This is a genomic window from Halomicrococcus gelatinilyticus (assembly GCA_024227995.1).
GTDB lineage: Archaea > Halobacteriota > Halobacteria > Halobacteriales > Haladaptataceae > Halomicrococcus > Halomicrococcus gelatinilyticus.
Genome location: CP100467.1, coordinates 128799 through 141533, shown reverse-complemented (window position 1 = coordinate 141533; position 12735 = coordinate 128799). Strand labels below are relative to the sequence as shown.

General features: G+C 69.8%; 12 protein-coding genes. 3 read left to right on the top strand and 9 right to left on the bottom strand.

All coding sequences use genetic code 11. From position 1 onward, the window contains the following. Window positions 1-19 precede the first annotated feature (19 nt). Together NKT36_RS17940 and NKT36_RS17935 are read left to right on the top strand one after the other, a co-directional pair. Window positions 20-1375 (top strand): cytochrome P450, encoded by a 1356-nt coding sequence (locus NKT36_RS17940; protein ID WP_327054113.1) that lies wholly within the window; start codon window positions 20-22, stop codon window positions 1373-1375. Window positions 1376-1460: 85 nt separating this feature from the next. After that, complete coding sequence (locus tag NKT36_RS17935; protein ID WP_327054112.1) at window positions 1461-1733, top strand: hypothetical protein; 273 nt, start codon at window positions 1461-1463, stop codon at window positions 1731-1733. A gap of 6 nt (window positions 1734-1739) precedes the next feature. On the opposite strand, the gene NKT36_RS17930 is transcribed toward NKT36_RS17935, so the two are convergent. Then, entirely contained in the window at window positions 1740-3059 is a 1320-nt protein-coding gene (locus NKT36_RS17930; protein WP_327054111.1) for a methyl-accepting chemotaxis protein, read from the bottom strand. A gap of 229 nt (window positions 3060-3288) precedes the next feature. Between NKT36_RS17930 and NKT36_RS17925 the strand changes: the two genes are divergently transcribed. After that, window positions 3289-4263: a BtrH N-terminal domain-containing protein gene (locus NKT36_RS17925; protein WP_327054110.1), complete on the top strand. Its 975-nt coding sequence runs from the start codon at window positions 3289-3291 to the stop codon at window positions 4261-4263. On the opposite strand, the gene trpB is transcribed toward NKT36_RS17925, so the two are convergent. The 8 genes from trpB to NKT36_RS17885 form a co-directional block, all read right to left on the bottom strand. Next, the gene (trpB, locus tag NKT36_RS17920; protein WP_327054109.1) at window positions 4260-5414 is read right to left on the bottom strand and encodes a tryptophan synthase subunit beta; all 1155 of its coding nucleotides are present in this window, start codon (window positions 5412-5414) and stop codon (window positions 4260-4262) included. The genes NKT36_RS17925 and trpB overlap by 4 nt on opposite strands. 252 nt (window positions 5415-5666) lie before the next feature. Beyond that, entirely contained in the window at window positions 5667-6440 is a 774-nt protein-coding gene (locus NKT36_RS17915; RefSeq protein ID WP_327054108.1) for an enoyl-CoA hydratase/isomerase family protein, read from the bottom strand. Window positions 6441-6564: 124 nt separating this feature from the next. Next, window positions 6565-7326 (bottom strand): SDR family NAD(P)-dependent oxidoreductase, encoded by a 762-nt coding sequence (locus NKT36_RS17910; protein ID WP_327054107.1) that lies wholly within the window; start codon window positions 7324-7326, stop codon window positions 6565-6567. Between the two features lie 25 nt (window positions 7327-7351). Further along, on the bottom strand, window positions 7352-7810 hold the full coding sequence (locus NKT36_RS17905) for a MaoC/PaaZ C-terminal domain-containing protein (RefSeq protein WP_327054106.1): 459 nt from the start codon (window positions 7808-7810) through the stop codon (window positions 7352-7354). 54 nt (window positions 7811-7864) lie between these two features. Then, a complete protein-coding gene (locus NKT36_RS17900) occupies window positions 7865-9064 on the bottom strand; it encodes an acyl-CoA dehydrogenase family protein (RefSeq protein WP_327054105.1) in 1200 nt (399 codons plus the stop codon). Beyond that, window positions 9054-9470: a RidA family protein gene (locus NKT36_RS17895; RefSeq protein WP_327054104.1), complete on the bottom strand. Its 417-nt coding sequence runs from the start codon at window positions 9468-9470 to the stop codon at window positions 9054-9056. The genes NKT36_RS17900 and NKT36_RS17895 overlap by 11 nt, the downstream gene beginning before the upstream one ends. 87 nt (window positions 9471-9557) lie before the next feature. Further along, a complete protein-coding gene (locus NKT36_RS17890; protein WP_327054103.1) occupies window positions 9558-11708 on the bottom strand; it encodes an oxidoreductase in 2151 nt (716 codons plus the stop codon). Then, window positions 11705-12646, bottom strand: a complete 942-nt coding sequence (locus tag NKT36_RS17885; protein WP_327054102.1) for an LLM class flavin-dependent oxidoreductase — start codon at window positions 12644-12646, stop codon at window positions 11705-11707. Before NKT36_RS17885 ends, NKT36_RS17890 begins: the two co-directional genes overlap by 4 nt. Between the last annotated feature and the right edge of the window lie 89 nt (window positions 12647-12735).

Here is a 12735-nt window from a genome sequence, read left to right as displayed (position 1 = left end):
GGCACGTATCCCGAACCACATGAGTCGCGACACCCCGCCGGTCAGCGGCGAGACGCCGCCCGGCCCCCAGGGACTGCCGATAATCGGGAACAAGCTGGCGTTCGTCCGTGACCCGTACGGGTTCATGACGCGGACGGCCCGCCAGTACGGCGATATCGCCCACTGGGAGGACGTCAGCGGACAGATCTACCAGCTCAACCACCCCGAGTACATCGAGCACGTCCTCGTCCAGAACAACGAGAACTACGTGAAGGGCGACGACTTCCAGAACATCCTGGAACCGATCACCGGCAACGGCATCCTGAACAGCGAGGGCGCGGTCTGGCGGCGCAACCGTCACCTCATCCAGCCCGCCTTCCATCCGGACCGCATCCGGAGCTACGCCGAGATGATGACGGACGAAACCGAGGAGATGCTGGCCTCGTGGGCGGACGGCGAGACGCGACTGGTCCACGAGGACATGATGACGGTCACGCTCCGCATCGTCGCCCGGGCGCTGTTCGGCGTCGACATCGACGAACACGTCGACACCATCGCCTCCGCGCTGGAAGAGTTCATGGAGGCGACGGAGAACCTCCCGAACCTCGTGCTCCCGCCGGAGATTCCCACGCCGTCGCGACGCCGCATCCGGCGGTCGCGCGAGCGCCTCGACAGCGTCGTCACAGAGATGATCGAGAAGCGACGTGCCGACCCCGGCGAGGACGACGTCATCTCGATGCTGCTGGACGCCACCGACGAGGGCGGCAACGCGATGTCCACCGACCAGATCCGCGACGAGGTCGTGACGCTGCTGCTGGCTGGCCACGAGACCACGGCGCTCTCGCTGACGCTCACGACGTACGTCCTCTCCCAGCATCCCTCCGTCGAGGAGGACCTCGTCGCCGAACTGGACGACGTGCTCGACGGTCGGACGCCGACGATGGCGGACCTGGACGACCTCACCTACACGGAGCGGGTCGTCAAGGAGTCGATGCGGCTGTACCCGCCGGTGCCCGGCATCGTCAGGGAGCCCGTGAAACCGGACATCGTCGGCGGGTACGAGATTCCGGCGGGCGCGACGGTCCGGATGCACCAGTGGGTCGTCCACCGCGACCCCCGGTGGTACGACGACCCCCTCGCGTTCGAACCGGACCGGTGGACCGACGAGTTCGAGCAGTCGCTGCCGAAACTGGCCTACTTCCCGTTCGCGGCCGGCCCCCGACGCTGCATCGGCGAACGGTTCGCCATGCTGGAGGCACGGCTGCTGCTCGCCACCATCTACCAGCAGTACCACCTCGAACTCGAACCGGGGACCGACCTCGACCTGATGGCGACCGTCACGGCCCGGCCGAAGAACGAGATCCCGATGACAGTCCACCGTCGGTCGACCGAGTGAGTCGTCTCGGACGTCGACGGGATCGCCAACGCTTGCACCCCCGAAACGCTTAGTGTCAGCCTGGCCGAATCCGCCCGGTACGTACGTGGACGGGTCGACGACGCTCGCCATCGGGCTGTATCTGGTCGCCGCGACGCTCGCCGTCTATCGGTCGGTAGCGACCAGTCGGAGCCGCGTTCGGGAACTCGGGACGGCGCTGTTCTTTCTCGGCGCAGCTATCGCGATGTTCGCCGACGACGTCGCCGCGGCCGTCATCGTCGACCAACCGAGCGTCGTGGCGTGGCGCGAACCGGTCGGTGCCGCGCTCATGGTCGTCGGACTCCTGCTCTCGCGATACGCGTCGGATAGCTCGACGTAGCAGGTACTACAGTTCCGACTGGACGTCGAACCTGTCGAGTTCGTCGACGTCGCGGCTGATGTCCTCGATCTGGGCCGTCTGCTCCTCGTTCGCGGCCGCGATCGCCTCGGCCTCGTCGGCGACCTGCTCGAAGCCCTCCGCCGTCTCGTCGACCATCGCCGCGATCTCCTCGGCGCTGGCCGCCTGGTCGTCGGTCGCCCTGGCGACCTCCTCGACGCCGTCGGAGGCGTCCTCGACGACCGCCGCGATCTCCTGGAACGTCTCGCTCGAACTCGCGACGCGCTCGACGCCGCCCTGGACGACGTCGTTCGTCCGTTCGAGGCTCTCGACCGTCTCGTCCGAGTTCTCCTGGATGTCGGCGACGATGGACTCGATCTCGCTCGCGCGCTCCTGGGATTCCTCGGCGAGCGACTTCACCTCGTCGGCGACGACGGCGAAACCGTCGCCGGCCTCGCCGGCACGGGCGGCCTCGATGGAGGCGTTGAGCGCGAGCAGGTTGGTCTGGTCGGCGATGTCGTTGATAACGTCGACGAGTTCGTCGATCTGCTGGATGCTCTCCTGCAGGTCCTCGACGTCCGTCATCACGCCCTCGGAGGCGTGCTCGATCTCGTCCATGATGTCGATGGTGGTCTGGGCCTCGTCTTCGCCCTCCTCGGCCTTCTCGCGGGCGGTGTCGCTGATGTCGCGCACCTCGTCCGCGGTCGCCGCGATCTCTTCGACGGTCGCGCTCAGCGACGACACTTCGCTCGCCACCTCGTCGATGGAGGAGAGCTGGTCGTCGGCGCGGGCGCTGATCTCCTCCGAGTTCTCGGCAACTTGCTGGGAGGACGCCTTGAGGTCGTCGACGGCGCTCTTGATGTGGCCCGTCGCCTCCTTCCGGGTCGAGATGTCGTGGAACGTCTCGCTGATGGCGACGACCTCGCCGTCCTCCGCGCGGATGGGGCGGACGACGAGCTCGGTCGGGACGACGCGGCCGTCGTAGCTCTCCTTCTCGACCTCGACGCGGATCTCCTCTTTGCCCTCGTCGACGATCTGCTTGAGCGTGCAGTTCCCCGTCCCGCATACCTCCGGGTTGCAGAACTGGTCGAAGCACTTCAGGTCCGTGCCCTCGGCCTCGACGCCGCCCATCTCCTTCATCCGGTCGTTCTCGAGGACGACGTTGAAGTCGGTGTCCAGGATCCGCATCGCCGCACCCGTCGAGTTCATGATACCGCGGATGTTGTTCTGGAGGTGTCGATGCAACGTGTCGTCGTCGAGTCGTTTCCCGCCAGAGATGTCCTGGGAGAGGTCTTCGCCGGCAGTGAGTCCCGCTTGGTCGGTCGCCATGGCCTCAATGGTCACACCGAATACTTAAAGGAACCACGAGTTTCCCAGCATGTAGTAACCAATATGGCCTGTAGTTAGAACAATCGTCGGATCGGAGGGAAATATTGCCGGTTCATCACACACAGCGAGCAGGCTGGCCGACGACACGACCCTGGATTCCGGGCTGCTTTCGTTCGCCTCGCGCCCCGCTGTCGACATCGCTTTGGGACCCGAGCGAAAACCGTCCCCCATGTCACTATCCGACTACGTCCACTCGCCGGGCGCTCACTGCGGGTCGTCGTCGCTGCGCAACCTCGCCACCCACTACGGCTGGGACTTCGACGAGCCGCTCTGTTTCGGTCTCGGTGCCGGACTCGGCTTCGGCTACTACGAGGGCGGTCCCGCGAGCCGACTCATCATGGGCCGCAACGGCCACCTGGAGACCAACTTCTTCGACCACCTCGATGTGGGCTACGAGGACCGCTCGGGCCAGGACTGGGAGTCGGCGTGGGACGAGGTCCGCGCCCGCGTCGAGGCGGGGACGCCGGTGATGCTGTTCGTCGACCTCTACTACCTCGACTACTTCGGGACGGACACCCACTTCGGCCCGCACGTCCTCCTCTGCGTCGGCGTCGACGGCGACGAGGTGGTCCTCTCCGACAGCGAGTTCGACGAGCGCCAGCGCGTTTCGACCGACGCTCTCCGGCGGGCCTGGGGGTCCGACCACGGCTTCGCGCCGCTGGACAACCGCTGGCTCGCGGTCACCGACCCGGAACTGGGACGCGACGTCGAGACGGCGGCCCGCGACGCCGTCGACCGCACGACGGAACTGATGCTCGCGCCCGCGGACACGGGGTGGGACACGCAGGGCGTCCGGGGAATCGAGCGGTTCGCCGAGGAACTGCCGTCGTGGCACGGCCTGGACGACGCCGACTGGTGTGCCAGGTTCGCCTACCAGAACATCGAACGCCGGGGGACGGGCGGCGGCGCGTTCCGGCGACTCTACGCCGACTTCCTGGCGGAGGTGGAGTCTGAAATCGACGTTCCATCCGGGAGCGCCGACCGACTGCACGGCATCGCGGACGACTGGACGGCGCTCGCGGGGACGCTGAAGGACGCGAGCGAGGCCGACGCGTCGGAGCGCGAGCGACTCCTCGAACGGGCGGGCGAGGAAGCGTCCGACCTCGCCGACCGCGAACGGACGTTCTTCGAGTCGCTCGACTAGCTCAGGTCGAACTGCTCGGCGGCGGTCTCCATGTCCTTGTCGCCGCGCCCGCTGAGGTTGACGAGGATGGTGTCGTGTTCGCCGGACTCGGCGAGGTCGATGGCGTGCGCGACGGCGTGGCTGGATTCCAGCGCGGGGATGATCCCTTCAGCTTCGCTCAGTTCGCGGAACGCGGCCAGCGCCTCGTCGTCGGTGACGCCGGTGTACTCGGCGCGCCCAATCTCGCGGAACATGGCGTGCTCGGGGCCGACGCCGGGGTAGTCCAGCCCCGCCGAGACGGAGTGGACCTCGACGTCGTCGTCGATGACGCGCGTCTTCATGCCGTGCAGGACGTCGTCCTGCCCCTGTGCAAGCGGCGCGGAGTGGCGCTCGGAGTCGGGACCTTCGCCGCCGCCCTCCGCGCCGTAGAAGTCGACGTCGTCGTCGCGGAACGCGTGGAAGAGGCCGATGGCGTTCGACCCGCCGCCGACGCAGGCGACCGCCGCGTCGGGCAGTTCGCCCGTCCGGTCGAGCATCTGTTCGCGCGCCTCCTGGCCGATGACGCTCTGGAAGTCCCGGACCATCCGCGGGAAGGGGTCGGGACCGACGACGCTCCCCACGAGGTAGTGGGTGTCGTCGACGTTCGCGGCGAAGTCCTCCAGCGCGGCGTCGACGGCGTCGGCGAGGCCGGACCCGCCGCGGGTGACCTCGTTGACCTCCGCGCCCATGAGGCGCATCCGGAAGACGTTCATCTTCTGGCGCTCGACGTCCTTCTTCCCCATGTAGATCTCGGTGTCGAGGTTCAGCAGTGCGCCGACCATCGCCGTCGCGGTGCCGTGCTGGCCGGCCCCGGTCTCGGCGATGAGCCGTTCCTTCCCGGCCTTCTTCGCGAGCAGCGCCTGGCCGATGGTGTTGTTTATCTTGTGCGCGCCGCCGTGCAGCAGGTCCTCGCGCTTGAGGTAGACGTCGGCCCCGTACCGGTCGCTGAGGTTGCGGGCGTAGTAGAGCGGCGTCGGCCGCCCGGCGAACTCCCGCTGGAGTTCCTGCAGGTCCGACTGGAACTCCTCGGTGTCGCCGAGGTCGTCGTACGCGCTGGCGAGTCGGTCGAGCGGTTCGAGAAGGGGGTCGGGAACGTGTCGTCCGCCGTACCCTTCGAAGTCGCCGTCTGACATGCTTGCCAAATTGTCACGGTATCCCTGTATAAATATGTGCGGTAGGGGACACAGCTATCCAGTGAGGTGCCGTTCGCGTCGCCGAAGTCCTCGGTCGTCTGTCCGGCACTCGCGCGTCGCCCCGAAACAATTTCACTGGTGCTGACACGTACCTGGCGACGAAGACGCAAAACCGATGACAACTAACCGGTCGGGAATGTCGCTCTTCGTCTCGCGAGTCGCCGTCGGCCCCGGTGCGGCCAGCGGCGGCTGTCACTCCGGCCAGTCAGGTTCGCGGCCCTCCCGCTGGGCGTCGACGCCCTCCCGGTAGTCCGGGTCGGACCGCGCCGCTTCCAGCGCGGCCGTTTCGAGGTGCGACTTCGCCGCCGTCGGCGACATCTCCGCGCTGGCGTAGACGCCGCGCTTGAGGTGCTCCAGCACGCGCGGACTCGTCGCCTTCAGCGCCTCGACGACGGACTCGACGGTCGCGTCGAGTTCTTCGGCGGGGACGCTCCGCGACACGAGGCCGACCTCGTCGGCGCGCTCCCCGGAGATGGGTTCGCCCGTCATGAGCAGGTCCATCGTCGTCGGCAGCCCCACCCGCCCCAGCAGCTCCGGCGGCGAGAAGTGGTTGACGATGCCCAGCGACGACTCCGGCTGTCCGATGCGGGCGTCCTCGGCGGCGACGGAGATGTCCGCGTGCAGCAGCAGGTCGAACCCGCCGCCGTAGGCGTGGCCGTCGACCTTCGCCACCGTGGGCCGGGGCAGCGTCCGCAGTTCCGTGAACAGTTCCTCCCACGACTCGGTGAACGGTTCGAGGGCGTAGTCGCGCTCGACCACCTCGTCCAGGTCGCCGCCGGCGCAGAACGCCTCGCCCGCGCCCTCGACGACGACCACGCGCACGTCGTCCCGGTCGCGGTACGCCCCGAGTCGGTCGGTGATGGCCCGCTTGGTCTCCATGTCGATGGCGTTCAGCGCGTCCTCGCGCCGGAGCACGACCCGGGCGACGCCCTCGCTGACGTCGAACTCGGCGTTCACGTCTGCCATGTCTTCCCGCACCACGCCTGGTCGAAAAAAGGTACGGCCGGATCCGTCCGGTCGCCCGGCGGGCACCCCCCATCAAGAGTGAAAAGGGCGCTGTCCGTCCCGTTCCGGTGCTCTCCCCCGGTTCTCACTCGGCGGTCCAGCCGCCGTCGACGACGAGGCACTCGCCGGTCACGTAGGACGCGAGGTCGCTGGCGAGGAAGACGACCGGTCCAGCGACCTCCCCGGGGTCGGCGAACCGCTCCATCGGCGTCCGGTCGACCAGTCTGCGGTAGAGGTCCTCGTTCTCCCGCAACTCCGCCGTCAGGTCCGTGGTCACGTACCCGGGTGCGACGGCGGTGACCCGCACCTCGGGCGCCCAGTCGAGCGCGAGGCTCCTGGTCAGGCCGACGAGACCGTGCTTCGAGGCCACGTACGGATGCTGGCGGGGGATGCCGACCACGCCACCGACGCTGGCGACGTTGACGAGCGCGCCGCCCGACTCGCGAAGCGCCGGCCCCGCCGCCTTCGCGCACGCGAACGCGCCGCGGAGGTTCACGTCGAGCGTCCGGTCGAACTCCTCGCGCTCGACCGCCGAGGGCTCTCCGAGCGCTCCGCGAGGGTTGATGCCGGCGTTGTTGACGACGACGTCGACGCCGCCGAACTCGTCTTCGACCCGTTCGAAGAGCGCCGCCACTGCGTCGCGGTCGCTCACGTCCGTGGGAACGACCAGCGACTCGCCGCCGCGATCCCGGACGGCCTCGGCGGCGTCGGCGACGTCCGCCTCCGTCCGCGACGTCGGCACCACGTCCGCGCCGACGTCCGCGAACGCCTCGGTGATGGCCCGCCCGATGCCCCGGCTCCCGCCGGTCACGACCACCGTCTGCCCGGTGAAGTCCAGGTCGACCATGGCCCGACGTCGACGGCGCGTCGTATCAAACCCCGCGTTCGACGAGGACCTGTTTCGTCAGTTCCAGCACGACCTCGCCGTCGTCGGTCCGCATCCGGAGGTCGAAGCGGGCGACGCCGAGGTCCTCGCTCCAGTCCTCGCAGTCCAGCAGGTCCGCGGTCCCGTGGAGGGTGTCGCCCGGTCGGACCGGCGTCGGCCACCGCAACTCCTCGACCGCGACGCCGGCGCGGACGGCGACGCCGGCGTCCTCGACGACGCCGGCCACGAACCGCCGCATGCTGACGGCCACCGTGTACCACCCGCTGGCGACGACCCCGTCGAACAGCGACTCCTCGGTCGCCGACGGGTCCGTGTGCATGGGCTGGGGGTCGTATCGGTCCGCGAACGCCAGCATCTCCTCCTCCGTGACCGTCTCCGACCCGAGGGCGAACGTCTCGCCGGGGCGCAGGTCCGCGAAGTAGCGCGTCGCCGTCTCGTGGCTCATCGATGCAAGGACGGAACGACGTCAGAAATGCGTTCGGGTCGGAACGGACCCGGGTCAGGCGTACATCCGGTCGAGGACGACCAGGCGGTTCACCTCGTTCGTCCCGTCGTAGATCTGGGTGCCCTTCGCCTCGCGCATGTAGCGCTCGACGGGGTGGTCGCGGGAGTACCCCCGTGCCCCGAGCACCTGGACCGCCTCGGTGGCGACGTCCATCGCAGCGTCCGTGGCGAACGTCTTCGCCATCGCGGCGTCCTGCGTGACGCGGTCGCCGGCGTCGCGCCGGGCGGCGGCGTACGTCGTCAGCAGTCGCGCCGCCCGCGTCCGCGTCGCCATGTCCGCGAGCTTGAAGCCGACGCCCTGGAACTCCCGGATGGGCCGGCCGAACTGCTCGCGCTCGTCGGCGAACGACTTCGCCGCGTCCAGCGACCCCTGGGCGATGCCGACGCCCTGGGCTGCCGTCCCGATGCGGCCGACGTCGAGCCCCTCCATCGCGTACCGGAACCCCCGCCCTTCCTCCCCCACGACGTTCTTGGCGGGGACCCGGACGCCGTCGAAGCGGATCTCGCTCTCGACGGCCGCGTCGCCCTCCATGCAGGGTATCGAGCGGACGAAGGAGAGGCCGTCGCGGTCGGCCGGGTCGGGGACGCCCACGAGGCTCAGGTCGTCGTGGCCGCGGTCGTCGCGCTCGCCGTCGGCGTCCGTCCCACCGTCGCCGTCCTCCTCTTCGTCGACGGTGCGGGCGACGACGAGCAGGAGGTCGGCCGCCTCGCCGTTGGTCGTCCAGACCTTGTGGCCGTCGAGCACGAGTTCGTCGCCGTCGCGGCGGGCGGTCGTCGACATGGCGGCGACGTCGCTCCCCGCCTCCGGTTCGGTCATCGCCAGCGCCGGGATGGACTCGCCGCGACACACGGGGGCGAGCCACTCCTCGCGCTGCCAGTCCGCGCCGAACTCAGCGATGGGGTATCCCACCAGCCCGCAGGCGACGTTGACCGCGCCGGCCACGAGCTTCCACGTGCGGGCGAGCTCCTCGACCGTGACCGCGAACGAGCGGTAGTCCAGTCCGGCGCCGTCCACCGACTCGTCGAACGGGACGCCCGTCAGCCCCGCCTCGCCGACGCGCCGAATCAGGTCGTCCGGGAACTCCCCGCACTCCTCGTACGCATCGACGTGGGGCGCGACCTCTCCCTCGCAGAACTCCCGGACCGTCTCGCGGTGGGCCAGGTGGTCGCCGTCGAGCGCGAACTCATCGAGCATCGGTGTCTCCGTCGACGACGGCGGTTCCTTCGAGTTCGACCAGCGCCGCCTCCCTGAAGAAGCCGCTCACCTCGAACAGCGCGACGGCGGGGTACTCCTCGAAGTACTGCCCGAACGCCTCGCCGAGCGAGCCGAGGTTCGCCCGGTACTCCTCGCGGTCGGCGACGTAGATGGTGAGCCGCACGACGTCCTCGCTCGTGCCGCCGGCTTCCTCGACGACCGCCGCGAGGTTCGCCAGCGCCCGCTCGAACTGGCCGACGAGGTCGCCGGGCGCGACGAGGTCGCCATCCGGCCCCGTCGCGTCCTGCCCGGCGAGGTAGACCGTCCGTCCGCCGTCGACCGCTATCCCGTGGTTGAACCCGCTCGGTGGCGCGAGCTCGTCGGGGTCGAGGACCGTCCGTTCCATGCCACCGCACCACGTCCGCCGGCATCTTAAGCGCTGTCCCGGGTCCGAAAATATCGGGGCCAGCAGCACCGGTCGACAGGGTGGCCGTCAGGTCCCGCCGCCTCCGGGGTGGAACGTCACCAGGTCCGCTCGACCGCCGCCGACCAGGGTGTTCGCCTCGTCGTACGTCGTGCAGTAGTTGGTCGAGAGCGTCGGTATCTCGACCTCGTTGCGGAACTTCTCGCTGAACCGGCCGAGCGTCGCGGTGTCGAAGGTCGGGCGCTCGCGCACCGACGCCCGTCCGGCGACGACCGCCAGCAGGTCGCAGCCCCGCGACTTCAGTTCGCGGGCCACCTCGTACGCCTCACGCGTCTTGAACCCGTCGAGGTGCCAGTCGGTCGCCTGTAGGGTCACGCCGAGCGACTTCTCGGCAGGCCAGGCGTCGCGCACCGCCTCGACCACGGCGAGGGGGTAGCGTATCCGGTCGTCGAGCGACCCGCCGTACTGGTCGTCCCGGTCGTTCGCCAGCGGCGAGAGGTAGCTCGACAGGAGGTAGCCGTGGCCGGCGTGCACCTGGACGTGGTCGAAGCCGGCAGCGTCCGCGCGCTCGGCGGCGGCCTCGAACGCCTCCCTGACCCGGTCGCGGTCGTCGTCGTCCATCGCGGTCGGCGTCGGACTGGCCGGCCCGTACGGTTTCGCGGAGGGCGCGAACAGCTCCCAGCGCTCCTCGTCGGGGAGCGGGCGGTCGAGGCCGTACGCCCGGGACCGGGTCGCACCGCGGCGGCCGGCGTGGACGAGGTGCGCGCCGACGGCCGACTCGGTCGGGGACCCCTTTCGAACGCGGTCGAGGGCGTCGTCGAGGGCGGCCGCGTGGTCGCTGTCGTACAGCCCCGGCGTCCCGGGCGTGATGCGGCCGTTCGCCGTCACCGCGAGCGGGTCGGTGAGGACCATCCCGGGGCCGCGCTCGGCGACGTCGACGAGGCGGTCCTCGTACACTTCGGTCGGCTGGCCGTCAGTCGCGGCGTCCGTCGGCGGCAGCGTCATCACCGTGCGGTTCGGGACCGTCGTCTCTCGCAGGTCGAACGACTCGAACAGGGGCGGACTGGCGACCGCCGTCGCGCCGTCGCCCTCGGCCGCCGCGAACCACCGGTCGAACCGGTCGGCGAAGGAGGGGTCGCGCACCCGGAGGTCGTCGTAGGAGACGCGGCCGCTACGCGTGAGCAGGTTGAACGCGAACCGCCGCGGCTGCAGGTTCCGGTAGCGCTCGACCGTCTCGAAGTAGGTCTCGCTGCGCTCGCCGGCGTCCTGGATGGCCTCGACGCGCGGTCGGCGCTCCTTCTCGTACCAGTTGAACGCAGAACGGAGGTCGCGGCCGTGCTCCTCGAAGGCCTCCTGCAGTGCGATGGCGTCCTCCATCGCCATCTTCGTCCCGGAGCCGACCGAGAAGTGGGCGGTGTGGGCCGCGTCGCCGACGAGGACGACGTTCTCGTGCGACCAGGACGCGTTCGTCACCGTGGGAAACGTCCGCCAGGCGTACAGCTTCGACTCCAGGGGGTGGCCGTCGAGGTGGTCTGAAAAGAGGTCCTCGAAGTAGGCGAGCGCCTCGTCCTCGTCCGCCCTGTCCATCTCGGCGGCCCGCCAGGTGTCCTCGGTACACTCGACGATGAACGTGCTCATGCGCCCCGGGTAGGCGTGGACGCGCCAGAGGCCGTGCTCGTTCTCGCGGAAGACGAAGGTGAACACGTCGAACGGCTTCGACGTGCCGAACCACGCGAACCGCGCCGACCCCTCGCTGACGCTCGGGCGGAACGCGTCGGCGTAGGTCTCCCTGACGGTGCTGTCGAGTCCGTCCGCGCCGACGAGGACGTCCGCCTCCTCGCGGAGCGCCCCGGGGTCGTCTATCGCCTCGCCGTGGTGCAACTCCACGCCGAGGTCGGCGGCGCGGTCCTGCAGGACGGCGAGGAGGTCGGCGCGCATGATGCCCGCGAAGGAGTGGCCGCCGCAGCGGAACTGTTCCCCGTCGTAGAAGACGTCGATGGGGTCCCAGCGCACGAACGCGTCGGTGATGCGCTCGTGACTCGCCCGGTCGGCCTCCCGGAGCGACGAGAGCGTGGCGTCCGAGAAGACGACGCCCCACCCGTACGTGTTGTCCGCCGGGTCGCGCTCGTGGACGGTCACGTCCCACTCCGGGAACGACTTCTTCGCCAGCAGCGCGGCGTACAGGCCGCCGGGGCCGCCCCCGACGACGGTCAGGTTCACGACCCACCACCTCGCTCCGAACTGTGCTGCTTCCCGTCGCGCACGCCACCACCGCCACGTTCGTCCCGCTCCCCGCCGTTCCCATCCCACTCGTCGCCGACGACGTCGACCAGCAGGTCGAACTGCTCCTCGTCGGCGACGGTCGGGAACAGCAACAGCTCGTCGCAGCCCTTCTCCTCGTAGCCGCGCACGAACTGCATCACCTCCTGGGGCGTCGTGAGGAGGCCGTCCGCGATGCGCTCGGCGAACGGTCCGGTGAACTCGTAGTAGTCGAGCAGGTACTCTCGGCCCCGCTCCGCGGCGTCCTCGCCGCCGAGCGCGAAGTAGCCGTGGCCCCACAGCTCCGGGTCGCCCGGCCGCCCGCATTCGGCCCACGTGGCGTGTGCGCGCTCGGCCTGCCGCCCGAACGCCCGCGGCGGCCCGCCGCCGTGCACGTACCCGTCGGCGAACCGCCCGACCCGGCGGTAGGTGTGGTCGCTCTCGCCCCCGACGAGGATCGTCGGGCCGCCGTCCTGAACGGGGTCCGGGCCGACGTCGTCGCCCTCCCAGTAGTCGCGGAGCCGCGACAGTTGCTCGTCGAACTCGCGGCCGCGCCGCTCGAAGTCCGCGTCGACCGCCTCGTAGTCGTCGCGCCGCGCGCCGAGCGCCAGTCCGAGGGTGAGCCGCCCGTCAGAGACGACGTCGACCGTCGCCGCCTTCTTCGCCAGCATCGCGTCGCGGCGCAGCGGCCCCGCCACGATGGACGTGGCGAGTTCGACGTCCTCGGTGACTGCGGCGCACGTCGAGAGGGTCGCCAGCGGGTCGAGGCCGTGGTAGCGGAGCCGGTCGAACACCCCGAGGCTGGTGAACGGTCCGTCGTCCGCTCGCTCGGCCCACGTGAGGAGTAGCTGTCTGTCGGCGCCGTGCAGCGTGTTCGGGACCCCGATGCCGACCTGCATGTTTATGTTGGCTCCCCAACACCTACAACCACCTATAGCTATCGGTGAATGTTACCGCGGCACACGACGGCGGCGTCCCGCGGTCTGTT